This is a genomic window from Streptomyces sp. NPDC030245, assembly GCF_055572995.1.
In genome coordinates, this window is record NZ_JBVICF010000008.1 from 1 (window position 1) to 23,731 (window position 23,731).

At 71.6% G+C, this 23,731-nt stretch carries 19 protein-coding genes and 2 pseudogenes; 11 read left to right on the forward strand and 10 right to left on the reverse strand.

Translation table 11 applies throughout. The features are described from left to right. From ACZ4Z4_RS21640 to glgB, 3 genes are all read left to right on the forward strand, one after another. On the forward strand, window positions 1–669 hold a 669-nt coding region (locus tag ACZ4Z4_RS21640; protein WP_468329482.1), incomplete at its 5' end, for an alpha-glucosidase C-terminal domain-containing protein. Between the two features lie 141 nt (window positions 670–810). Continuing rightward, window positions 811–2,253, forward strand: a complete 1,443-nt coding sequence (locus tag ACZ4Z4_RS21645; RefSeq protein WP_468329485.1) for a maltokinase N-terminal cap-like domain-containing protein — start codon at window positions 811–813, stop codon at window positions 2,251–2,253. A 26-nt stretch (window positions 2,254–2,279) separates the two neighbouring features. Then, window positions 2,280–4,670 (forward strand): 1,4-alpha-glucan branching enzyme, encoded by a 2,391-nt coding sequence (gene glgB / locus ACZ4Z4_RS21650; protein ID WP_468329488.1) that lies wholly within the window; start codon window positions 2,280–2,282, stop codon window positions 4,668–4,670. 15 nt (window positions 4,671–4,685) lie between these two features. Here glgB and ACZ4Z4_RS21655 read toward each other — a convergent pair whose 3' ends face one another. From ACZ4Z4_RS21655 to ACZ4Z4_RS21675, 5 genes and pseudogenes are all read right to left on the reverse strand, one after another. After that, complete coding sequence (locus ACZ4Z4_RS21655; protein WP_468329491.1) at window positions 4,686–6,920, reverse strand: HelD family protein; 2,235 nt, start codon at window positions 6,918–6,920, stop codon at window positions 4,686–4,688. Window positions 6,921–7,094: 174 nt separating this feature from the next. Then, a complete protein-coding gene (locus tag ACZ4Z4_RS21660) occupies window positions 7,095–7,445 on the reverse strand; it encodes a thioredoxin family protein (RefSeq protein ID WP_468329494.1) in 351 nt (116 codons plus the stop codon). After that, a complete protein-coding gene (locus ACZ4Z4_RS21665) occupies window positions 7,442–7,834 on the reverse strand; it encodes a MerR family transcriptional regulator (RefSeq protein ID WP_468329497.1) in 393 nt (130 codons plus the stop codon). Before ACZ4Z4_RS21665 ends, ACZ4Z4_RS21660 begins: the two co-directional genes overlap by 4 nt. Window positions 7,835–7,879: 45 nt before the next feature. Then, a pseudogene (locus tag ACZ4Z4_RS21670) lies at window positions 7,880–8,769 on the reverse strand (NAD(P)-dependent oxidoreductase). An 84-nt stretch (window positions 8,770–8,853) separates the two neighbouring features. Beyond that, on the reverse strand, window positions 8,854–9,447 hold the full coding sequence (locus tag ACZ4Z4_RS21675) for a mycothiol-dependent nitroreductase Rv2466c family protein (protein ID WP_468329500.1): 594 nt from the start codon (window positions 9,445–9,447) through the stop codon (window positions 8,854–8,856). 172 nt (window positions 9,448–9,619) lie between these two features. On the opposite strand from ACZ4Z4_RS21675, the pseudogene ACZ4Z4_RS21680 reads away from it, so the two are divergent. Beyond that, window positions 9,620–10,591 (forward strand): annotated as a pseudogene (locus tag ACZ4Z4_RS21680) (glycoside hydrolase family 16 protein); the annotation flags it as partial. A gap of 54 nt (window positions 10,592–10,645) precedes the next feature. Here ACZ4Z4_RS21680 and ACZ4Z4_RS21685 read toward each other — a convergent pair. After that, entirely contained in the window at window positions 10,646–11,587 is a 942-nt protein-coding gene (locus ACZ4Z4_RS21685; RefSeq protein ID WP_468330429.1) for a MerR family transcriptional regulator, read from the reverse strand. Window positions 11,588–11,770: 183 nt separating this feature from the next. Here ACZ4Z4_RS21685 and ACZ4Z4_RS21690 point away from each other — a divergent pair, with 183 nt between their 5' ends. After that, window positions 11,771–12,577 carry an alpha/beta fold hydrolase gene (locus ACZ4Z4_RS21690; protein WP_468329503.1) on the forward strand — a complete coding sequence of 269 codons (807 nt, stop codon included), beginning with the start codon at window positions 11,771–11,773 and terminating at the stop codon, window positions 12,575–12,577. A gap of 91 nt (window positions 12,578–12,668) precedes the next feature. On the opposite strand, the gene ACZ4Z4_RS21695 is transcribed toward ACZ4Z4_RS21690, so the two are convergent. Both ACZ4Z4_RS21695 and ACZ4Z4_RS21700 read right to left on the reverse strand, forming a co-directional pair. Continuing rightward, entirely contained in the window at window positions 12,669–13,274 is a 606-nt protein-coding gene (locus tag ACZ4Z4_RS21695; RefSeq protein ID WP_468329506.1) for a dihydrofolate reductase family protein, read from the reverse strand. A gap of 302 nt (window positions 13,275–13,576) precedes the next feature. Next, complete coding sequence (locus ACZ4Z4_RS21700) at window positions 13,577–13,831, reverse strand: ATP-binding protein (protein ID WP_468329509.1); 255 nt, start codon at window positions 13,829–13,831, stop codon at window positions 13,577–13,579. Between the two features lie 234 nt (window positions 13,832–14,065). Here ACZ4Z4_RS21700 and ACZ4Z4_RS21705 point away from each other — a divergent pair, with 234 nt between their 5' ends. After that, window positions 14,066–14,947 (forward strand): helix-turn-helix domain-containing protein, encoded by an 882-nt coding sequence (locus tag ACZ4Z4_RS21705; RefSeq protein WP_468329512.1) that lies wholly within the window; start codon window positions 14,066–14,068, stop codon window positions 14,945–14,947. 4 nt (window positions 14,948–14,951) lie between these two features. Continuing rightward, entirely contained in the window at window positions 14,952–15,182 is a 231-nt protein-coding gene (locus ACZ4Z4_RS21710; protein ID WP_468329515.1) for a DUF397 domain-containing protein, read from the forward strand. A 72-nt stretch (window positions 15,183–15,254) separates the two neighbouring features. Here ACZ4Z4_RS21710 and ACZ4Z4_RS21715 read toward each other — a convergent pair whose 3' ends face one another. Next, window positions 15,255–16,940 (reverse strand): MFS transporter, encoded by a 1,686-nt coding sequence (locus ACZ4Z4_RS21715; RefSeq protein ID WP_468329518.1) that lies wholly within the window; start codon window positions 16,938–16,940, stop codon window positions 15,255–15,257. A gap of 175 nt (window positions 16,941–17,115) precedes the next feature. On the opposite strand from ACZ4Z4_RS21715, the gene ACZ4Z4_RS21720 reads away from it, so the two are divergent. After that, window positions 17,116–17,724 (forward strand): TetR/AcrR family transcriptional regulator, encoded by a 609-nt coding sequence (locus ACZ4Z4_RS21720; protein ID WP_468329521.1) that lies wholly within the window; start codon window positions 17,116–17,118, stop codon window positions 17,722–17,724. A gap of 113 nt (window positions 17,725–17,837) precedes the next feature. Here ACZ4Z4_RS21720 and ACZ4Z4_RS21725 read toward each other — a convergent pair whose 3' ends face one another. Next, window positions 17,838–19,247: a cation:dicarboxylate symporter family transporter gene (locus ACZ4Z4_RS21725; RefSeq protein ID WP_468329524.1), complete on the reverse strand. Its 1,410-nt coding sequence runs from the start codon at window positions 19,245–19,247 to the stop codon at window positions 17,838–17,840. A 300-nt stretch (window positions 19,248–19,547) separates the two neighbouring features. Here ACZ4Z4_RS21725 and ACZ4Z4_RS21730 point away from each other — a divergent pair, with 300 nt between their 5' ends. From ACZ4Z4_RS21730 to ACZ4Z4_RS21740, 3 genes are all read left to right on the forward strand, one after another. Further along, complete coding sequence (locus tag ACZ4Z4_RS21730; RefSeq protein WP_468329527.1) at window positions 19,548–21,497, forward strand: sensor histidine kinase; 1,950 nt, start codon at window positions 19,548–19,550, stop codon at window positions 21,495–21,497. After that, the gene (locus tag ACZ4Z4_RS21735; RefSeq protein ID WP_468329530.1) at window positions 21,494–22,177 is read left to right on the forward strand and encodes a response regulator; all 684 of its coding nucleotides are present in this window, start codon (window positions 21,494–21,496) and stop codon (window positions 22,175–22,177) included. The genes ACZ4Z4_RS21730 and ACZ4Z4_RS21735 overlap by 4 nt, the downstream gene beginning before the upstream one ends. A 169-nt stretch (window positions 22,178–22,346) precedes the next feature. Then, window positions 22,347–23,714 carry an extracellular solute-binding protein gene (locus ACZ4Z4_RS21740; protein WP_468329533.1) on the forward strand — a complete coding sequence of 456 codons (1,368 nt, stop codon included), beginning with the start codon at window positions 22,347–22,349 and terminating at the stop codon, window positions 23,712–23,714. Window positions 23,715–23,731 lie beyond the last annotated feature (17 nt).

Consider the following 23,731-nt stretch of genomic DNA (forward strand, 5'->3'; position numbering starts at 1 on the left):
AAAGACCCCCGCATGCGCGCCAACATCGGCATCCGCCGCCGCCTCGCCCCCCTCCTGGACAACGACCGCAACCAGATCGAACTCTTCACCGCCCTCCTCCTCTCCCTGCCCGGCTCCCCGATCCTCTACTACGGCGACGAGATCGGCATGGGCGACAACATCTGGCTCGGCGACCGCGACGCCGTCCGCACCCCCATGCAGTGGACCCCCGACCGCAACGCCGGCTTCTCCTCCTGCGACCCCGGCCGCCTCTACCTCCCCACGATCATGGACCCCGTCTACGGCTACCAGGTCACCAACGTCGAAGCCTCCATGTCCTCCCCCTCCTCCCTGCTCCACTGGACCCGCCGCATGATCGAGATCCGCAAGCAGAACCCGGCGTTCGGGCTCGGCTCCTACACCGAGCTCCCCTCGACCAACCCGGCGGTCCTCGCCTTCCTGCGGGAGGCCCCGTCGACCGGCGACGACGGGGACGACCTCGTGCTGTGCGTGCACAACTTCTCGCGCTTCGCGCAACCCACCGAACTGGATCTCCAGACCTTCGCGGGACGCCATCCCGTGGAGCTGATCGGCGGGGTGCGCTTTCCGGCCATCGGTGAGCTCCCGTACCTGCTGACACTGGCGGGACACGGGTTCTACTGGTTCCGGTTGCGCAAGGAACCGGCGTAGGCTCCGGCAGCGCGACGCCCTCGCGGGGCGGTTTCCACCGCCCCGCCCTGGGCACTCCTACGCAACGACCGGCACTCCCCCCGCGCACCACCGGCACTCCCGCACCCTGCCTCGTCCGCGACGCGGAAAGGACGCGACGCCATGTCGGAAGCCGCCATCCGCCCCACCGCACACGCCACCGCGCTGCTCGCCTCGCTCGACCCGCTGCTGCGCGAGTGGCTGCCACGGCAGCGGTGGTTCGCCGGGAAGGGGCGCCCGATCAGCGCCCTGGAAGCGGTGACGGCGACCGAACTCCTGCCGCACGGCTCGCCGTCAGGGCTGCTCCATCTGCTCCTGCGGGTCCGCCAGCCGATCATTCCCGCGCAGGGCGCCGCACTCGACGGCGCCGGCGCCGAACGGCCCGCCGACTGCTACCAGTTGCTGCTCGGCGTGCGCCGCATCCTGCCGCCGCACCTGGCGCCCGCCCTGATCGGCCACGCCACCGAGGGCCCCCTCGCCGGAGCCACGGTGTACGAGGCGCTGCACGACCGGCACCTCACCGAGCTGCTCCTGGAGCGGCTGCGCATGCCGGGCCGGCAGGGCGTCCTCCGTTTCGAACGCGACATGAGCACCGAGATCCCCTCCGGGCTCGTCCCGCGGCTGCTCGCCACCGAGCAGTCAAACTCCTCACTCATCTATGGAGATACGTTCATCCTCAAGCTCTTCCGCCGCGTGGTGCCCGGCGTCAACCCCGACCTGGAGCTGCCGCTGCACCTCGCCCGCGAGGGCTGCGCACGGGTGCCCGCGCCCGCCGCCTGGTTCCTCGCCGACCTGTCGGCCGGCGCCGGCGCCGACGACGCCGACCGCTGCGGCCTCGGGGTGCTCCAGCCGTACCTCGCCGGCGCCGAGGACGGCTGGGAGCTGGCCCTGCGGATGCGCGACAAGGGCGAGACCTTCACCGGTGAGGCGCGGGCCCTCGGTCGCGCCACGGCGGAGGTGCACGCGGCGCTCGCGACCGCGCTGCCCACCGTCACCCTGGGCCGCGCGCAGGTCGAGGCGGCGGCGGACGCCATGGCGGAGCGGCTCACCGCGGCCGCGCAGGCCGTCCCCGCCCTGCGCCCCTACGCCCCCGGTCTGCTCACCGCCTTCGAGGCGCTGGCCGACCTGGGCGGCGAGGGCCAGCAGTGGACGGCCCAGCGCGTCCACGGCGACCTGCACCTGGGGCAGTGCCTGCGCTCCCCCGACGGCGAGTGGTCGCTCATAGACTTCGAGGGCGAGCCCGCGCGGCCGCTCGCCGAGCGCCGCCTGCCGCAGCCGCCGGTCCGCGACGTGGCGGGCATGCTGCGCTCCTTCGACTACGCGGCCTCCCACGGCACATGGTCCCCCGAGTGGGCCGACGAGTGCCGGGCCGCGTACTGCTCGGGATACGCGGAGGTCTCGGGCCGCGACCCGCGCATGGACCCCGTGCTGCTGCGCGCCCACGAGACCGACAAGGCGGTCTACGAAGTCCTCTACGAGGCCCGTCACCGCCCCGACTGGCTGCCGGTCCCGATGGCCGCGGTCCGCCGCCTCGCCCAGGACGGCCCCGCCGACGACGCCCACTGACCACTCCTCCGGAGGAGGCCTCTCCCGTGACCCCGCGCCCCCGCAAAGCGTCCGACGACCAGCACGCGAAGAGCACCAAGAGCGCCAAAGGCACCAGGAAGGCGGCGGCGAAAGCACCGGCGAAGGGCGGCGGAGCGACGGCCGGACCCGCGGCGCGGCCGCAGGCCGAGGGCGCGGCCAGGGCGGTGACCGCACCCGACGCGGCGCCGCCGCCCGTCACCGAGTCGCCCGTCTCCGCGAGCGACCGGGAGCGGCTCCTGAGCGGTACCCACCACGACCCGCACGGCGTCCTGGGCGCCCACCCCGTGCCCGGCGGGATCGCCTTCCGGGCGCTGCGCCCGTACGCCAAGGCGGTCGCCGTGGTCGCGGAGGACATCCGCGCCGAGCTGCGCGACGACGGCGACGGCTTCTTCTCCGCGGTCCTTCCGCTGCGGGCCGTGCCGGACGGCTACCGGCTCCACATCACCTACGAGGACACGGAGCTGGAGATACATGACGCGTACTCCTTCCTTCCCTCGCTCGGCGAGTTCGACCTGCACCTGATCGGCGAGGGGCGCCACGAACAGCTGTGGACCGCTCTCGGCGCGCGGCCGATGATCCACCAGGGCGCGACCGGCACCCGGTTCACGGTGTGGGCGCCCAACGCCCGGGGCGTGCGGATCGTCGGCGGCTTCAACTTCTGGGACGGCACCGGCTTCCCGATGCGCTCGCTCGGCGGGACCGGCGTCTGGGAGCTGTTCGTGCCGTCCGTCGGCGAGGGCGAGCTGTACAAGTTCGAGATCACCCGGCCCGACGGCTCGACCACCCTGCGCGCCGACCCGCTCGCGCGCCGCACGGAGGCACCGCCCGCCAACTCCTCGGTCGTGCACGAGTCGCACCACGAGTGGCACGACCAGGAGTGGCTGGCGCGCCGAGCGGTCGTACCGGCGCACGAGGCACCCTTCTCGGTGTACGAGGTGCATCTCGCCTCCTGGCGCCCCGGCCTGACATACCGTCAGCTCGCCGAGCAGTTGCCCGCGTACGTCGCGGACCTCGGCTTCACGCACGTCGAGCTGATGCCCGTGGCCGAGCACCCCTTCGGCGGCTCCTGGGGCTACCAGGTCACCGGCTTCTACGCGCCGACCGCCCGCCTCGGCACGCCCGACGACTTCAAGTTCCTGGTCGACGCGCTGCACCGGGCCGGGATCGGCGTCCTGATGGACTGGGTGCCCGCGCACTTCCCGCGGGACGACTGGGCGCTCGCCGAGTTCGACGGCCGGCCGCTGTACGAGCACGAGGACCCGGCCCGGTCCGCGCACCCCGACTGGGGGACCCTGGAGTTCGACTACGGCCGCAGGGAGGTGCGCAACTTCCTGGTGGCGAACGCCACTTACTGGTGCGAGGAGTTCCACATCGACGGACTGCGGGTCGACGCGGTGGCCTCGATGCTCTACCTGGACTACTCGCGCGAGGAGGGCGAGTGGACGCCGAACGCGCACGGCGGCCGCGAGAACCTCGACGCCGTCGCCTTCCTCCAGGAGATGAACGCCACCGTCTACCGCCGCTGCCCCGGCGTCGTCACCATCGCCGAGGAGTCCACGGCCTGGGACGGCGTGACGCGGGCCACCCACCACCAGGGCCCCGGCGGCTTCGGCGGTCTCGGCTTCGGCCTGAAGTGGAACATGGGCTGGATGCACGACTCCCTCGGCTACGTCTCCAAGGAGCCGGTGCACCGCAAGTACCACCACAACGAAATGACGTTCTCGATGGTGTACGCCTACAGCGAGAACTACGTCCTGCCCATCTCGCACGACGAAGTCGTGCACGGCAAGCGGTCGCTGGTGTCGAAGATGCCGGGCGACTGGTGGCAGCAGCGGGCCACCCAGCGCGCCTACCTGGGCTTCATGTGGGCCCACCCGGGCAAGCAACTCCTCTTCATGGGCCAGGAGTTCGCGCAGGGCGCCGAGTGGTCGGAGACGCACGGCCCGGACTGGTGGCTGCTCGACCCGGCGTACGGCGCCGAACCCGACCACCGGGGCGTGCGCGACCTCGTCCGCGAGCTGAACACCGTCTACCGCCGCGAGGGCGCCCTGTGGCAGCGCGACACGGACCCCGGCGGCTTCGCCTGGGTGGACGGCGACGCCGCCGAGGACAACGTCTTCGCCTTCCTGCGGTATCCGGCGGAGGACGGGGACGGCACCCCGCTCCTCGCCGTCTCCCACTTCTCACCCGTCGTGCGGCACGCCTACCGGCTCGGCGTGCCGGACGGGTTCGGCGCCTGGCAGGAGGTCCTGAACACGGACGAGGCCCGGTTCGGCGGCGGGGGCGTCACCAGCCCCGACCCCCTCAAGCCGGACCCCGTGCCGTCCCACGGCCGCCCGGCGTCCCTGCGCCTGACCCTGCCGCCGCTCGCCACGGTGTGGCTGCGGCCGGTGTGACCCGCCCGCTCCCCCTCAGAGCCCCTTGAGCGCCACGGGCAGCTCCTCGGTGAAGAGCACGCCGAGGCGCTGCGTGGCGCGGGTCAGGGCCACATAGAGGTCGCTCGTGCCGTACCGCGCGGGCTCGACGACCAGGACCGTGTCGAACTCCAGGCCCTTCGCCTGCCGCGGGTCGATCAGGACGACCGGCCGCGTCAGGTCCGGGGCCGCTCCGGCCGTCACCCCGGGCAGCCGCGCGGCCAGCTCCGCGTGCAGGTCGCGCTGGGCGATCACCGCGAGGCGGCCCTCGTCGCGCGCCTGTGCGGCCACCGCGTCGGCCACGGCCGCGGCGAGGTCGTCGGTCCGGCGCGCCCAGGGGCGTACGCCCGTGGACCGGACGGAGCTCGGCGGCCGGAAGTCGGGCCGCTCCGCGCGCGGCACCTCGGCCGCCACCTCCATGATCTCCACGGGCGTGCGGTAGTTGACGCCGAGCCGGGTGTACTCCCAGCGGTCCTCGACGTACGGCGCGAGGATGGACTCCCACGAGCCGCAGCCGCCCGCCTCCGCGGTCTGCGCCGGGTCGCCGACGAGCGTCATGGAGCGGGTCGGGCAGCGCCGCATGAGCAGCCGCCAGGCCATCGCGGACAGCTCCTGCGCCTCGTCGACGATGATGTGCCCGAACGCCCAGGTGCGGTCGGCGGCGGCGCGCTCGGCGGCACTGCGGTGGTCGGCCTCCTCCTGGCGCTCGGCCATCCGCTCCGCGTCGATGATGTTGTGCGCGAGCAGGACCTCGGCGTCGTCCTCGTCCTTGTCCTCGAACTCGTACGTCCGGGAGGCGCGCGAGACGTCGAGCACGCCCTGCGCGTACGCGATCTGCTTCTCCCGCTCCGCCTCGGCGGCCGCCCGCTCGGCGCTGTCGTCGTGCCCGAGCAGTTCGGCGGCCTCGTCGAGCAGCGGGACGTCGGCGGTGGTCCAGGGCGCGTCGTAGGGCCTGCGGACGGCGGCGGCGTCCTGCTCGGAGAGACCCGTCGGGTCCTCCAGGTATTCGGCGAGGAAGCGCTGCGGGGTGAGCGTCGGCCACAGCTCCTCGATGGCCGCGTGCACCTCGGCGCTGGCCGCGACGCCCTTGCCGAGCTGGGCGATGTCGTCGGGGCCGAGGAAGTTCGGCCCGCCGTACGGGTCGTGGCCGATGCGCTCGGCGAGCTGCGCGGTCAGCGCGTCGATGATCCGGAACGCGAAGTGCGGCCGGCCGAGGTTGTGCGGCACGTCGGCGGCGCGGGCCGCCTCGCGGGCCTGGTCGGCGATGGTCCAGTCCAGGATCAGGTCGCCGTCGTCGTGCTCGATGACCATCGGCTCCCCCGGCTCAGGGGTGCGCTGCCGGTCCCGTACGGCCGCGGCGAGGACGTCCGCCATCTCCGCGCGGCCCTTCACCTCGGCCGCCTCGGGGCTGTCCGTGCCGGTCGCGGTCACGCCGGGGAAGAGCTCGCCGACCGTCGAGAGGAGCACGCCGGTCTCGCCGAGCGCGGGCAGCACCTCGCCGATGTAGCCGAGGAACGCCGGGTTCGGCCCGACGATCAGCACGGCCCGCTTGGCGAGCAGCTCCCGGTGGGCGTAGAGCAGGAACGCGGCCCGGTGCAGCGCCACGACCGTCTTGCCGGTGCCGGGGCCGCCCTCGACGACGAGGACGCCGCGGTGCGGGGCGCGGATGATGCGGTCCTGCTCGGCCTGGATGGTCTGCACGATGTCGTGCATGCGGCCGGTGCGCGCGGAGTCGAGCGCGGCGAGGAGCACCTCGTCGGCGTCGGCGCTCTCGTGGCCGGTGCGGGTGGTGTCGCCGAGGTCGAGGATCTCGTCGTGCAGAGCCGTGACCTCGCGGCCCTCGGTGGTGATGTGCCTGCGCCTGCGCAGACCCATCGGGGTGTGGCCCGTCGCGAGATAGAAGGGGCGCGCGACATCGGCACGCCAGTCGATCACGAGCGGGGTGCGTTCGGTGTCGGACGCGCGGATTCCGATGCGTCCGATGTGATGGTCGCGGCCGTCCCTGAATTCGAGCCGCCCGAAGCAGAGACCGTTCTCCCCCGCGTCGAAGGCGGCGAGCAGTCCGGACTGCTCCGCCACCAGCACGTCACGCTCAAGACGCGCCTGGAGACCGGTGCCCACCTGCGACAACGAAGCCTGCACGGCGGTCTCGGCCTCCTCGCGCAGCGCGTCCAGGCGTGCGTACAGCCCGGAGACGAATTGCTGCTCTTCACGCAATTCCTCGGTTGACAATTCAGCCCCTCGCCAGTTACAGTGCTCGTATAAAGATTCTCGTGAAGCCGTCATGCACAAATGGCAAGAGCTTCGCGAAAGAATCCAATATACGCAGAGAAATGCCCCGGACGTCAATTCGTCCGGGGCATTTCTCTTGCGGGCCCCGGGGTTCGAGCCCGGGGGCTCCGCCGCTCAGAGCACGGCGGCCAGCTCGGCGAGCAGCTTCCGCTTGGCCCGTGCGCCCACCATCTGAAGCACGGGCTCACCGCCACGGAACACGATCATGGTCGGCGCCGAGAGCACCTTGTAGGCGATGGCGGTCTCGGGGCTCCGGTCCACGTCCAGCTGGAGGATCTTGATCCGGTCCGCCTCCTCCCGCGCGATCTCGCTCAGCACCGGCGCCAGCTGCCGGCACGGCCCGCACCAGTCCGCCGTGAACTCCACGAGCACCGGCCGGTCCGCCTCGCGCAGCACCTCCCCCGCGAAATCCGCGTCCGTCACCTCGGCCACACCTGCTGCCCTCACTGCCACCACTCTCCTCATCCGGTCAGTTCGCACCGCGGCTCGGGTCCGTCTTCGAGCGCCGCCTCGGCGCGTACGAGCTGCGCCCCCACCTGCTCCCGCACCGCGGTCAACTCGCCTATCAGCGCGTCGAGTTCGGTGAGCTTGCGGCGGTAGACGGCGAGCGACGCCGGGCAGGAGTCGCCCTCCGGGTGGCCGGAGCGCAGACACTCCACGAAGGGCCTGGTCTCCTCCAGATCGAACCCGAAGTCCTGCAAGGTCCTGATCTGCTCAAGGAGCCGCACGTCGTCCTCGTCGTACGTCCGGTACCCGTTGCCCGTGCGCCGTGCGGGCAGCAGCCCGCGGGACTCGTAGTAGCGCAGCGTCCGCGTGGTCGTCCCCGCGCGCGCCGCGAGCTCGCCGATTCGCATGCCCCGACCGTAATCCTTGACGTGGGCGTCAAGGCCAGCGGTGAGTCAGGCGGGGTCGCGGATGCCCTCGACGATCGAGGACCAGTTGTCGGCGCCGTGCCCGAGGCCGATCGACCTGTCGGCCGCCGTGAGGACGCCGCGCAGAGCGGCCGCGTCCAGGCCGCGGTGCTCGGCGGCGCGCACGAGGTGCCGCACGTTCGCCGCCTCCACGGTGAGGTTGTCGAGGTCGCCGGGGTGCTTCCCCGAGTCGAGCTCACCGGCCGTCTCGTCGATGACGCTCGCGAGGAGGGCGCCGATGGTCTTCATGTAGGGGGCGACGGTGGCCGCCGACACGCCCTCCGTGGCCGCGAGGGCGAAGCCGTGCACGAGGCCGTACATCGCCGTCCAGAAGAAGTCCAGGACGGACAGGTCGTGGACGGCCGCGAGCCCGTGGTCCTCGCCGACGTGGACGGTCCGCCCGCCCAGGGCCTTGAGCGTGGGCTCGTACTTCTCGTACGCGGATCGCGTGCCGCTGTGGAAGAGCAGCGCCTCCGGTGTGCCGATCACCGGTGCGGGCACCATGACCGCGCCGTCGAGGTAGTCGACGCCGAGCGCCCCGGCCCAGGCGGCGGTCTCGCGGGCGCGCTCCGGGGTGTCGGAGGTGAGGTTCACGAGGAGCCGGCCGGGCAGGTCTCGGCGGCCCGGTCGAGGACGGCCCGCGCGGCGTCGTAGTCGACGACGCAGACGACGACCACCTCGGCGGCGCGGACCGCCTGCCCGGGGGTGGCGGCGCGGACGGCGCCCCGGGCGACGAGGGCGTCACCCTTGCCGCCGGAGCGGTTCCAGATGGTGGTGGGGTGGCCGGCGTCGAGGAAGGCACCGGCGAGGGCCTGACCCATGGAGCCGAGCCCGAGGACGGCGACAGGAGGGAGGGAGTGGCTGGTCATGCCCACCATCGTTGGCCGAGCGCCAACTCCCCACAAGTACCGACTAATTAGTCAGGTACGCACCGAAAGGTAAGTGTGGCGTGCGCGGGAGGCTCAGCCGAAGTCGACTGCCCCGGAGGCTCGCTTGAACTCGTGAAAGGACTCCACCCCGGCCATCAGCACCACGCCGTCCCACAGCCGGCCGGCCGCCGCGCCCCGCGGGGCCGGGGACACGACAGGCCCGAAGAGCGCGCCCACGCCGTCGACGGAGAGCAGCGGTGTGCCGACGTCACCGCCCACGAGGGCGACGCCCGCCTCGTGCGAGGCCCGTACCGCGGCGTCGTACTCCGTGGTCATCGCCACGGAGGCGAGGTCCGCCGGAAGGCCCGCGGCGGCGAGCGCGGCCTCCACGCCCGCCCAGTCCTGCCGCTCGTGGATCCGCTCGCCGAGCGCGTCGAAGTACCGCCCGAGCGCCTCGTTCCCGTGCCGCTCACGGACCGCCGCGCAGACACGTCCCGGCGCCTTCATGTACTCCCCGTACATCCCTTCCGGGTCCTCCGGGTCGACGGCGAGGCGTTCGTTGAGCACGGCGAGGCTCATCACCCGCCAGCGGACGTCGATGTCCCGCACTCCCTCCACCTCGCGCAGCCAGCGCGAGGTGATCCAGGTGTACGGACACACGGGGTCGAACCAGAAGTCGACTTTCACCCAACCACCGTACGTGTTCGGAAAGTTGACGCACCACGGCCATTGACGCGCGGCGCGCCCACAACTACAAAACCAGCAGCACAGTCCTGAGAGCGCTCTCACGCTCCACGGATCACCGATCACCGTCACAGTTCACCGTCACACTCCCCGCCCCCCACCACGGAGGTGCCCGATGAGCACGGTCCCCGCAGCCCCCACTACTCACACCGCTCGCACGCCCCGCCCGACGCGCAGGACCCCTCTCCTGGCCGGGCTCGCCGCCGTCGGCCTGCTCGGGGCGCTGCTGACGCCCGGGACGGCCAGCGGCGACGTGCCGCCGCCCGCGCCCGGCTGGTCGCTGAAGTGGAGCGACGACTTCAACGGCCCCGCGGGCAGTGCGCCCTCCGCGAAGAAGTGGCAGGTCGACTTCGGCCACAACTACCCGGGCGGGCCGCCCAACTGGGGCACCGGCGAGATCCAGGAGTACACGAACTCGCGGGACAACCTCAGCCTCGACGGCGCGGGCAACCTGCGGATCACCCCGCGCAAGGACGCGGCGGGCAAGTGGACGTCCGCGCGGATCGAGACGCGGCGCAGCGACTTCAAGGCTCCGGCGGGCGGCACGCTGGCCATCGAGGGCCGCATCCGGATGCCGGACGTCACGGGGGACGCAGCGCTCGGATACTGGCCGGCGTTCTGGGCGCTGGGCTCGCCTTACCGCGGCAACTACCAGAACTGGCCGTCCATCGGCGAGTTCGACGTCATGGAGAACGTGAACGGCATCAACTCCGTGTGGGGCGTGCTGCATTGCGGCGTCAACCCGGGCGGCGACTGCAACGAGACGCAGGGCCTGGGCGCAAGCCGCCCCTGCCCCGGCGCCGCCTGTCAGTCGGCCTTCCACACGTACCGCTTCGAGTGGGACCGCTCGGTGACGCCCAATCAGCTGCGCTGGTACGTCGACGGGCAGCGGTACCACACCCTGAGCCAGGACCGCTTCTCGACGAAGACGTGGACCGACATGACGTCTCACCAGGGGTACTTCCTCCTGCTGAACGTGGCGATGGGCGGCGGTTTCCCGGACGGCGTGGCGGGCCGTGCGACGCCGACGTCCGCGACGCGACCGGGCCATGCGATGGCGGTCGACTACGTCGCGGTGTGGACGCGGCCGTAGTCAGGGACGGCCGTGGTCAGGGGCAGCCGTAGTCAGGGACGGCCGTGGTCAGGGACGGCCGTGGTCCGGGTCCGATGCTGTCGCGGCCAGCGCCGCCCGGAGCCAGTTGTCGGCGGCTCCGGGCGTCGGCTCCGGCGGGCCCGGGGGCGGGCTCAGGATCTCGGCGGTGAGCTGCCAGTAGAGGTCGATGCGGGGTTCGGCGGCGAGGACGCGGTGCAGCTCGCGGCGGAAGTCCGCGGTGTCGCGCCGGCCCAGCGTGGCGGCGTGGACGGCGACGAAGCAGTCGAGCGCCTCGCCCCCGTGCGGGGCCCGTCCCGCCCGCAGCTCCGCCGAGGCCAGTCCGTACGCCTCGGGAAGGCCTTCGTAGAGGACGGCGGGGCGGTACCCCTTGCCGGGCAGGTGCGCCTCGGGCTGCCCGTAGTCGGTACCGGCGCGGGGGCCGGAGACGAAGCAGGGGGTGGTGACGAAGTCCTGGAGCCGGGCGAAGGCGAGGACCTGTTCCGGGGTGGGGCTGTCGGGCGGCGGCGGCACCGCCTGGTCGACGACGGCGGTGACGACGCGGGCCGGGAGCCGGGCGGGAAGCCAGTGCCGCCAGAACCGGGCGAGCGCGTCGGTGCCGGGCGGCGCGGCGAGGGCCCCGACCAGCCGCAGCCGCTCGGCGCGTTCGCGTGCGGTGCAGTCGGTCAGGAGCCGCAAGGCCGCCTCCCGCCAGCGCAGGGCGGCCAACTGGGAGCCCACCTCCCGCAGCTGCCCCGCGACGACGTCCGCCAGCGCGTCCTCCCGGTCGAGGACCCGGCCCACGTCGGGGACCGGCAGGTCGAGGGTGCGCAGGGAGCGGATGAGGCGGAGCCGGTCGAGCGCGTCGGGGCCGTAGCGGCGGTGGCCGCCGCCGCTGCGGGCGGCTTCGGGCAGCAGGCCGCGGTCGGAGTAGAAGCGGACGGTCTTGACGGAGACGCCTGCCTGCTCGGCGAGTTGTCCGATGCTCAGCATCCCGTCCGGCGACGCACCGCCGTCCACGGCCGCGCCGGGGGCGGCGGCGCGGGGTGACTCTCCGTCGGGCGACACGACTTGAACCTCCCTCAGGGGGAGTTCCTACCGTACCGGCGAGCGCGGCGGGCCGATCGGGTGGGCCGCGCGGACCGTCGCGTAGGCGTAGGCATAGGAGGAGGACTCATGACGACGTTCGTGCTGGTGTCGGGCGGATACACAGGGGGCTGGCTGTGGCGGGAGGTGACCGCGGGGCTGCGGGCGGCCGGGGCCGAGGTGCACGCGGCGACGCTCACCGGTCTCGGCGACCGACGCCACCTGGCGGGTCCCGGAATCGACCTCGACACCCACATCGAGGACGTGACACAGCTGATCGACCACGTCGACGCGCCCGAGGTCGTGCTCGTCGGCTACTGCTACGGCATCTATCCGTCCGCGGGCGCCGCCGACCGGCGCCGGGACCGGATCTCCCGGCTCGTGTACCTGGACTCGCCGATGCCGCAGGACGGCTACTCCATGATCGACCAGGTGCGCGAGCAGATGCCGGACGGGCCGGCCCGCGACCGTACGCTCAGCCAGCAGGAGCGGGCCGAGGACGGCTGGCGGATCCCGGCGCCCACTCTCGCCGAGTGGCGGGCCCACGGGAACCTCGCGGGCGTCCCCGACGACGCGCTCGACCGGCTCGCGCGCCTCGCCTCACCCGCGCCGGCCGGCCCGTACGCCCAGAAGCTGCGCATCTCGGAGGCGGTGGCCGCCCTCCCCACGACCGGGATCTTCTGCACCACGGGCGGCACGATGGACATCGCCGCGCTCGAATCCCTGGTCGCGTCGGGCCTCCCACTCGTCCAGCACCTGGCCGACCCGCGCGCCACGTTCTTCGACATGGCCACGGGCCACTGGCCGATGCTCTCCGCCCCCGACGAACTGACCGACGTACTCCTGCGCGCAGCGGCGGGCGAGGGCCACCGCCTGACGGCGAGGGCGGCCGTGTAGGCGGACAGGGCCGTGCCGCCCGGGGGGCGGGAGCCGCACCGGCATCGCGGCGGGCACGGCAACGGGCACAAGCACCGCCCGCGCACGGCCGCTACGCGGCGTCCCCGGCCTTCTTGTCATAGGTCAGGAATATCGTGCCGCTGTCGAGCAGCACGGCGTCCGTCCGCTCGTAATGCACCGGGTCGAACGCGGTGTTCCGCGCGAACAGGGGCGTGCCCGAACCCATCGTCAGCGGGCCGAGCTTGACGACGAGGCGGTCGATCTCGCCGCGCAGCGCCCCGGCGAGCTCCCCGCCGCCGCACAGCCAGATGTCCTTGCCCTCCTCGCGCTTCAGCTCCCGCACCTTCTCGACCGGGTCGGTGGCGACCAGCTCGACGCCGGGGTCGAGGGTCTCGGTGAGGGTGCGGCTGAACACGAGGTGGCGCAGGTGCGGATAGCAGTTGGGCTGACCGGCGTCGACGCCGATCATGTACGTCTTGCGGCCTTCCAGGATCGTGTCGAAGCAGGTGCCCTCGGCAGTGATCCCGAGAGCCTTTCTCGCCGGGTCCGGCAGCGTCTCCGGATACGCCTCCACGAGGTGCTGGAGGTAGTCCTGCCCGACCGGCCAGAAGCCGTCGGGGCCGGTGGGGTCGGACCCGTCGGGGCCCGCGATGAATCCATCGAGGCTGACGGCAATGAAGTAGACGAGCTTTCGCATGCGGCTCCTTGGCCTTGCCGTGGCGACGAGCCACGTTGCTTGTTGTACTCCGATTGAAGTGGTTAGACCGTAGTACTTCACTTGGAGTGGTGTCAACGGTTTTGTGGTGCCGGATTTCGGTCCAGTCGCTACCGGGCCCCTTCGGCAACCCTGGCGCGTACGGTTTCGCCGACTCCCGTACGCGGAAACCACCCGAGCTCCTCGGTGAGTTGCCGCACCACGAGCAGGCCGCGCCCGCTCTCGCCCTCGTCGAGGGCCGCGGCGGCACCCCCGTCGAAGCCCGGGAACACGGGAACCGGGTCCTAGACCTCGACGACGAGCCCCTTCCCCTCCTCCACGGCAAGGCGCAGCCACACGTGGTGGCCGGGGATCCTGCCGTGCCGCACGGCGTTGGCGAGCAGTTCGGAGACGACGAGGACGACGTCGTCGATGTCGCCGGCCCACTCCCAGGTCGTGAGCCGACGGCGGACGTGCCGACGGGCGAGGCGGACGGTGGCGAGGGCCATGGGGTAGCCCATGAACCAGTCGCGGGCGGGCGGAGCCTTGAGTTCGGGCATGAGCGGAACCCTTGTTCGGCGGCATGGGGTGGGGCCCCAGGCCGGTACGAGCGGTGCCCGACTACCGTGACCGAGCCTTGTTCGTGACTTCAATCGAAACCCGACTGATTAATCAGCCGGGTACAGATTGGACTATGCGCAGATCTGCACAAAGGGCCGCGCGAGCCGCACAGTTGCTGCCAGACTCGACGCACGTCACCCGGCGACTCGCACGACGACACATAGGCGGTGCACATGGCGGCCAAACGCGGGCGGACAGCACAACGTCTCGAACTCGGACTACAGCTGCGGCAGTTGCGTGAGAACTGCGGACTCGGTGACCGAGGTGGCGGCCTCACACGCCGCCAAGCGGCGCAGGGCCTGCGCATCTCCGAAGCCTCGCTCCAGCGCATCGAGGCGGGCGCTCTGAACTTCCGCAACGTAGGAGACCTACGGAAGCTGCTCGAGAAGTACAACGTCACCGACGAAGCCGTCGTCGAGTCCCTGATCAACCTCAACCGGGAATCCAGCAACCAGGACTGGTTGACGCAGTACCGGGGTCTCATGCCCGCGGGCATGCCTGGCTTCGTCGGGCTGGAACCAGAAGCACGCGCCATGAAGGCGTACCACCCGACGGTGGTGTACGGCCTGCTTCAGACCGAGCGTTACGCACGCGCCACGCACGAGGCGCACAAGCCGATCGAGGAGTACACGAGCGAGTTCATCCGAAGTAGCGTGGAGCTGCGGATGAGACGTCAGGAAGTACTCACCCGGGAGCACCCGGTAAAGCTGCACGTCATCCTCGGCGAGGCAGCACTGCGCCACCTCGCGGGTGATGCCGACGTGATGCGCGAACAGTACGGGAGGATCGAGGAGTTGGCGGGCTGGGAACATGTCACCGTCCAGGTGCTGCCCTTCCGCAGGAGCTACCGCTCGACCAACGACTTCGTACTCCTCGACTTCGGCAACGCACTCCCGCCGCGAGTCCAGACCGACAGCGCTTGGGGCTCTGTCTCCACCTCGGGCAAACCGCGCGAAGTCGATCGCTTCAGCCGCCGGTTCGACGCCATGACAGCATCGGCGTTGCCGCCCGAGGAGACACCGGATTTCCTGCACCGACTAGAACGAGAGCTGTAAATCCATGAGGACTCACCGCCCCACGGCCGAACTGATCAGCGAGGACGCGTGGTTCAAGTCGTCCTACAGCGACCCCGGCCAGAACTGCCTGGAAGTCGCCGACCTGACAGCCACACCCCACATAGCCGTACGGGACTCCAAGAACCCCGAGGGCCCCGCCCTGCTCCTCCACACATCATCCTGGTCCGCATTCGTGGCGCACGCCGGCCGCACATGCACGCCGAACGGCCAGTAGCGGGAACTACGACAACGCCCCCGACGCCGACCTCGTCGGCGCCGGGGGCGCTATCACTGAAACTCCACGCACTTACCGCTGAAGCTGCCGCTCCCGTACGTCCTCATTCGCGTCGGCGCTCTCCGGGGCATCCGCAGCCGCCGCCGAGGCGGACTTCCTCGGCAGCAGCACCGCCACGAGGACCGTGCCGACGCCGAGGATCGCCGCGCCGACGAGGCTGGTGTGGGCCACCGCGTCGGAGAACGCGGAGCCGACCGCGTCCGCCATCTTGCCCGCGCCCTGCGCGAGCTGCTCGGCCTGGCCCTTCAGCTGGGCCGCCTGCTCCGGCGAGGTCGCCTTCGCGGCCTGCCCGGCGACCTCGTGCGCCTTGTCGCCGATGCCCTGCGCGACCGCGTACCCCGCGCCGACCGAGTCCTGCGCGGTCTCCAGCGTGCCGTCGGGCAGCTTCGTGCCGGAGGCGGCGGCCGCGTCGCTCAGCTTCGAGGAGTAGGAGCTGGCGAGCACCGAGCCGAGGATGGCGATGCCGAGCGAGCCGCCGAGTTCGAGGGACGTGTCATTGACGGCGCCGCCGACGCCCAGCTCCGACTCGGGGAACGCCCCCATGATCGCGTCGGTGCAGGGCGACAGGGCGAGGCCGATGGCCAGGCCCAGGATGACGAGAGGGGCGACGAAGTCCCCGTACGCGGAGGACGCGTCGACGCGCGTCAGGAGCGCGAGCGCCACCGTACCCGCGACCATGCCCGCCGACACCGTGATCTTCATGCCGATGCGCGGGGTCAGATAGCCCGTGAGCGCCGAGCCGACGAAAACCGCGCCCGCGAGCGGCAGCATGCGCACGCCCGTCTCCAGCGGGTTGTAGCCGAGGACGAACTGAAGGTGCTGCGTGAGGTAGTAGAACGCGCCGAAGACCGCGAGGAAGAAGAGCGCCACCGCGAGGTTCGAGCCCGCGAAGCGGCGGTCGAGGAAGCGGCGGACGTTCAGGATCGGGTGCGGGTGGCGCAGCTCCCAGGCCACGAAGGCGAGCAGGCCCACGCCCGCGACGACGGCCGCCGAGATCGCCTTGGCGTCCCAGCCGAAGTGCGGACCCTGGATGATCATGTAGACGAGCGCGCCGGTCCAGACGACGGAGAGCAGTCCGCCGACGTAGTCGATCCGGTTGGAGTGCCCGGCCTTGGACGGCGGGATGAGCACGAAGGCGCCGACGATCGCGAGGACGACCACCGGCACGTTGATCAGGAAGGTCGACGCCCAGCCGTGGTCCTCCAGGAGCGCGCCCGCCACGAGCGGCCCGGCCGCGATCGCGAGGCCCGCCGTGGCGGTCCACAGCACGATCGCCTTGGCCCGCTCCGCCCGCGGGAACGTCGCCGCGAGCAGCGACAGCGTGGCCGGCATGATCATCGCCGCGCCGAAGCCCATCACCGCGCGGGCCGCGATGACCCCGCCCGAGCTGTCGACGAGCGAGCCCGCGACCGACCCCGCGCCGAAGACGACGAGGCCGAGGACGAGCGCGCCGCGCCGGCTGTACTTGTCGCCTATCGCGCCGAGCAGCAGCATCAGCGCGGCGTACGGGACGGTGTAGCCGTCGATGACCCATTGCAGGTCGGAGCTGGAGAGCCCGAGGTCCTTGGTCATGTCGGGGGCGGCGACGGTCAGCGCCGTGTTCGCCATCACGATGATCAGCAGGCTCAGGCAGAGCACCAGCAGCGCCCACCAGCGGCGCGCGTACGGCTGCTTCATCTCCTCGACCGGTTGCTTCATGAGCAGAGCCACCGAAGCCTCACCCTTCCTTGTCCACATACGTCGTGCTCGTCGCGCTCGTCACACTCGTAGCGCTTGCCGGTGACCTTGCACAGCACTGTGCAATTACACACGAGTGTGCAACTTACGCCACTGCACACTGGTGTGCAAAACGGACGCGTGCACAATGGAGCCCATGAGCCGAGCCGACGCCAACCGCCGCCGCATCCTGGAGGTGGCGCTCGCCGAGCTGCTGCGCGATCCGGACGCCTCCATGGACCAGATCGCCCGCGCGGCAGGCGTCGTACGCAGGACCGTGTACGGCCACTTCCCCAGCCGCGAGGCGCTGATCGGCGCGCTCATCGACGGCGCCGTCGAGGCGGTCGCCGCGGCCCACGCCTCCGGGCGCGCACGCTCGGACGACCCCGCCGAGTCGCTCGCCCACTCGATGGTGGCCGTCTGGGAGATCGCCGACGGCTACCGCCTGCTCGTCGCCCTAGCCCAGCGCAGCGTCGCGATGGAGGGCATCCGGCAGCGCCTCGCCCCGGTCCGCGAGGAGTGCGTGAACGTCCTGCGACTCGGCCTCGGCCAGGGCGCGTTCACCTCACCCCTGCCGCCCGCCGCCCTCGCGTACGTCCACGAACAGCAGCTCTTCGGCCTGATGGAAGCCGTCAACGACGGTCTCCTGCCCCCCGAGGACGCGGGCCGCGCCGCCGCCTCGACGGCACTCATGTCGGCGGGCGTTCCGGTGGACCGGGTACGGGAGATCATCGCGGCGCTGCCCCAGGACCGCTCGGCCGTCTGAGCGCGCACGCAAAAGCGCCGCCCGCGCCGTACGAGGAGGAAGCTCCCGTACGGCGCGGACGGCGCCCGGCGGCCCCGTCCCGGCGGCCCCTTCGTGCGGCGTGCGGCCGCTGGCTACACCTTCACCGGCTGCTTGCCGTCGTCACGCGGCTCCGGTACGGCGTCCGGGTCCGTGTCGCGGGTGTCGTCGACGGTGGACGGACCGTGCCCGTCGTCCACCAACGTACGTTCGTCGAAGGGGAGTTGTCCGGCGAGTACCGCCGCGACCCGCTCCTTGTCGACCTCCTTGGTCCACGTGCCGATCAGCAGCGTGGCGACCGCGTTGCCCGCGAAGTTGGTGAGGGCGCGGGCCTCGCTCATGAAGCGGTCGACGCCGATGATCAGGCCGACGCCGTCGACCAGCGCGGGCTTGTGCGACTGGAGGCCGCTCGCGAGGACCGCGATGCCCGAACCGGAGACGCCCGCCGCGCCCTTGGACGCGATCATCATGAAGAGCAGCAGCGAGATCTGCTCGCCGATGCCGAGCGGCTGGTCCATGGCGTCGGCGATGAAGAGCGAGGCCATGGTCAGGTAGATCATGGTTCCGTCGAGGTTGAAGGAGTACCCCGTCGGGACCGTGATGCCGACGACCGGGCGGCTGACGCCCAGGTGCTCCATCTTCGCGATGAGCCGCGGCAGCGCGGACTCGGACGACGAGGTCGAGAGGATGAGCAGGAACTCGCGGCCCAGGTACTTGAGCAGCTTGAAGAGGTTGACCCCGGTCACGAGCCGCATCAGCGTGCCGAGCACGATCACGATGAACAGCGCGCAGGTGACGTAGAACCCGATCATGATCGTGGCGAGCGCCTTGAGCGCGTCGGCGCCCGTCTCGCCGATGACGGCCGCCATCGCGCCGAACGCGCCGATCGGCGCGGCCCACATGATCATGCCGAGCACCCGGAAGACCAGCCGCTGGATGTGCTCGATGCCGCGCAGCACCGGCTCGCCGGAGCGGCCCATGGCCTGGAGCGCGAAGCCCACGAGCAGCGCGACGAGCAGCGTCTGGAGCACCTCGCCCTGGGTGAAGGCGGAGACCAGCGTCTTCGGGATGATGCCGAGCACGAAGTCGACGAGCCCCTTGTCCGCCTCTTCGGCGGCGTCGTGGCCCGCGCCCTTCTCGGACTCGGTGATGTCCATGCCCGAGCCCGGGTGCAGGATGTTGCCGACGAGCAGCCCGATCGCGAGCGCGACGACGGACATCGCCATGAAGTAGGCGAGCGCGAGCCCGCCCACCTTGCCGACCTTGGCGGCCTTGCGCACCGAACCGACGCCGAGGACGATCGTGCAGAAGATGATCGGCGAGATCATCATCTTGATCAGGTTCACGAAGCCGGTGCCGACGGGCTTCAGTTCCTTGGCGAAGTCGGGCCAGATGAAGCCGACGGCGATGCCGAGCAGCACGGCACCGATGACGGCGATGTAGAGGTAGTGCGTGCGGTCCCGCCTGGGGGCGGGCTGCGCTTGTGGGTCGGCCGTGCTGGTCACGGGGCCCTCCTTGAACGACGACGGCGGCGTTGCGGTGCCTGCGGTGCGTGCGGCTCACGTCCCGGTGATCGGCTCCCGTCCCGGGCGTTCCGGCTCCCCGTCCCGGGCGATCCCGGCGACTGTCACCGGGAGATCCCGGCGACTGTCACCGGGAGATCCCGGTGGCTGTCACCGGGCGATCCCGGTGACTATCTCCCGCTCTGTGAGGGCGGTCACGGTTACGTTCATTTAGTTCGCACTTATACGACCGCGTGTACGACCGCGCATACGACCACTTGTACGAAGGGGCAGACTGGCAGCATGTCCCGCACCCGCCCCGCCCGCCCGCGCCGGCTGCCGCGCAGCCTGGCGGGCCAGCTCTTCGCGATGCAGATCGTGCTGGTCACCGTGGTGGTCGCCGGGTGCGCGCTCTTCACGTACCTGAGCGACAAGCACCAGGCCGAGGAGGGCGCGCGCCGCCAGGCGACCGCGGCGGCACGAGCGGTCGCCGACTCCCCCTCGGTACGGGAGGCCATCCGCGGCAGCGACCCGACGCGGGAGCTCCAGCCGTACGCGGCACGGGTGCAGCGGGACACCGGCGTCGACTTCGTCACGATCATGGACCCGCGCGGCATCCGCTGGACCCACCCCGACGAGCGCCGCATCGGCGAACGCTTCCTCGGCCACCGGGCGGACGCGCTGCGCGGCAGGACGTTCGCGGAGACGTACACGGGGACGCTGGGCCCGTCGGTACGGGTGGTCACGCCGATCTGGAACGGCCCCGAGAACGGGGACGGCCGCATCGTCGGCCTGGTCAGCGCCGGCATCACCATCGAGGAGATCACCGAGAAGGCGCGCGGCCAGCTCCTCGCGCTGCTCGGGGTCGCGGCGGCGGCCCTCGTGCTCGGCGGCATCGGTACGTACGTCATCAACGCCCGTCTGCGCCGCAGCACGCACGGCATGAACGCCGCCGAGCTGAGCCGCATGCACGACTACCACGAGGCGGCGCTGCACGCGGTGCGCGAGGGGCTGCTGATGCTCGACGGGCAGCGGCGCATCGCCCTCATCAACGACGGCGGGCGTGAGCTGCTCGGGGTGCGGGACGAGCCGGTGATCGGCCGGAACGTCGCCGAGCTCGGGCTGCCGGCCCCGCTGACCGGCGCGCTGCTCGCGGCGGAGCCCCGGGTCGACGAACTGCACCTGACCGCCGACCGCGTCGTGGTCGTCAACACCTCCCCCGTGTCGGGCGGCGAGCGCCGCGGGACGGTGGTCACCCTGCGCGACCACACCGAACTCCAGGCGCTCACCGGGGAGCTGGACTCCGAGCGCGGCTTCACACAGGCGCTGCGCTCGCAGGCCCACGAGGCCGCGAACCGGCTCCACACGGTGGTGTCCCTCATCGAGCTCGGCCGCGCCGACGAGGCGGTCGACTTCGCCACCGCCGAACTGGAGCTGGCCCAGGCCCTCACCGACCAGGTGGTGGCCGCCGTCAGCGAACCCGTCCTCGCGGCCCTGCTCCTCGGCAAGGCCGCGCAGGCCAACGAGCACGGGGTGGAGCTGGTCGTCTCGGACGACAGCAGCATCGACGACGGCATGCTGCCGTCGGCCCTGCCCGCCCGCGACCTGGTGACGGTCCTCGGCAACCTCATCGACAACGCGGTCGACGCGGCGCAGGGGTCCCCTGCCGCGCGCGTCACGGTGACGGCGCGGGCCGACGCGGCGGGGCTCCTCCTGCGCGTCTCGGACACGGGGCCCGGCGTCGACCCCGCGCAGCGCGACGCGGTCTTCGAACGCGGCTGGTCCACGAAGGCCCCCACGGGCCGCGGCCTCGGCCTGGCTTTGGTCCACCAGACGGTGACAAGAAACGGCGGCACACTGACGGTACGGGAATCCCCGGAGGGGGGCGCGGAATTCGAGGTAACACTGACAACGACCCGAGGGTCGACGCCCGCCACCTCTACCGACCCGGCCACCTCTACCGCCCCGGCCGCCTCTGCTGGACCTGCCAGTCCTGCTGGCCCTGCCGCGGGCACCAGGGCCACCGCCGCTGTGGGCGCACGTGCCGCAGGTGCTCCCGCTGCGGGCACACGTGCCGCAGGTGTTCCCGCTGTAGGCGAGCGTGCCGCAGGCGCCCCCGCTGTGGGCAAACGTTCCGCATGGCGGAACGGGTGGGCACAGCCCCCGGTGCCGGGGGGCGATGACCGTGGCGTGGACGAGGACGCGCTCGGCCCGACCCCGGGTGACAGCAGCGCCAAGGGAGGCGCCCAGTGATCCGCGTACTCGTCGTCGAAGACGACCCCGTCGCCGCCGACGCCCACGTCCTCTACGTCAACCGCGTCCCCGGCTTCGAGGCCATCGACCGCCCCGCCCACTCCGCCGCCGAGGCCCGCCGCACGCTCGACCGCACCCAGGTCGACCTGATCCTCCTTGACCTGCACCTGCCCGACGGCCACGGCCTCCAGCTGGCCCGCTCGCTGCGCGCCGCCGGCCACCCCACGGACGTCATCGCGGTGACGTCGGCCCGGGACCTGGCGGTCGTGCGCGAGGGCGTCTCCCTCGGCGTGGTCCAGTACGTACTGAAGCCCTTCACCTTCGCCACCCTCCGCGACCGCCTCACCCGGTACGCGGAGTTCCGCACCGCCGCCGCGGAGGGCGAGGCCACCGGTCAGGACGAGGTGGACCGCGCGCTCGCCACCCTGCGCGCGCCGGGCCCCGCCGCCCTGCCGAAGGGCCTCAGCGGCCCGACCCTCGAACGCGTCATCCGCACCCTGCGGGACGCCCCCGACGGCCTGACCGCCACCGCGGCCGCCCGGTCGGCGGGCCTGTCCCGCATCACCGCGCGCCGCTACCTGGAACACCTGGTCGACACGGCACGCGCCGCCCGCAGCCCCCAGTACGGTCACGTCGGCCGCCCGGAGCTGGTCTACCGCTGGCTCACCGCGCCGGAATGACGCACCACGCCGTACGCACCACGCCGTACGTCCGTACGTCCTATAACAACGTTGTCACGTAGATGACAAGCGTCAACGCCCATCCGTGGCACGGGCATTGACCTTGTTCCGAGCACGCCCTTACGTTCACCGGGCAGCCTCGCGCTGCACCCCCGCGCTGTAGGAGGTCGTGCCCGTGCGTCCCACCACCACCCCGCTGCTCCTCACCGCCACCGCCCTGCTGACCGCCGGCACCCTCACCGCGTGCGGCGGCGGCTCGGGCGACGATCCCGACACCGTGAGAGTCTCCTTCAAGCAGTCCACGGACAATCAGATCAGGGTCATGGACACCTATCTGGAGGGCGTGAAGAAGCAGTTCGAGAAGGCGAACCCCGGCAAGAAGGTCGAACTGGTGCCGATCAAGGCGCCGGACTCCGAGTACTACACCAAGCTCCAGCAGATGATGCGCTCCCCGAAGACCGCACCCGACCTGGTCTACGAGGACACGTTCCTCATCAACTCGGACATCACCAGCGGCTATCTGAAACCGCTCGACACCTATCTGAACAAGTGGAAGGACTGGGACCAGTTCATCGGCACGGCCAAGACGGCGGCGAAGGCGGCCGACGGCAAGACGTACGGCGTGCCGGACGGGACGGACACCCGCGGCCTCTGGTTCAGCAAGGCGATCTTCAAGAAGGCCGGCCTGCCCGCGGACTGGCAGCCGAAGACCTGGGACGACGTCCTCGACGCGGCCCGGACCATCAAGAAGAAGGTCCCCGGGGTCACCCCCCTCAACGTCTACACCGGCAAGCCCGCCGGCGAGGCGTCGTCCATGCAGGGCTTCCAGATGCTCGCGTACGGCACGGGCAAGGACCCTCTCTATGACACGGAGTCGAAGAAGTGGGTCACGGGCAGCAAGGGGTTCAAGGACTCCCTGAAGTTCGTGGAGACCGTGTACGAGGAGAAGCTCGGGCCCGACGTCTCCGACGCGCTCGACCCGAACTTCCCCACCCGCGTACGCGGTGAGCTGCTGCCCGAGGGCAAGCTGGCGATCAACCTCGACGGTTCGTGGCTGCCGCAGGACTGGGGCAAGGGCGCTGGGCACGAGTGGCCCGAGTGGTCGCGGGAGCTGGGCCTCGCCGCCATGCCGACGCAGCACGGCCAGGCACCCGGCAAGGTGAGCATGTCCGGCGGCTGGACCTGGTCGATCCCGGCCAAGGCGAGCAACCCCGACCTGGCCTTCAAGTTCATCGAGACGATGCAGACGAAGACCAACGCCAAGAAGTGGTACATCGCCAACTCGGGCATCGCGGTCCGCGAGGACGTCGCCGCCGACCCGTCGTACGTGAAGGCGCAGCCCGGCCTCAAGTTCTTCACGGACCTGGTCTCCGCGACGCACTACCGGCCCGCGTACCCCGCGTACCCGAAGGTCTCCACGGCGATCCAGGAGGCGATGGAGTCGGTGACGACGGGCGACGCGTCGGTGGAGGAGGCGGCGAAGGGCTACGACGAGGAGGTCGAGTCGGCGACGGACGGCGAGGTCGTGAAGAGGTAGCGCGCGACCGTCCGGTA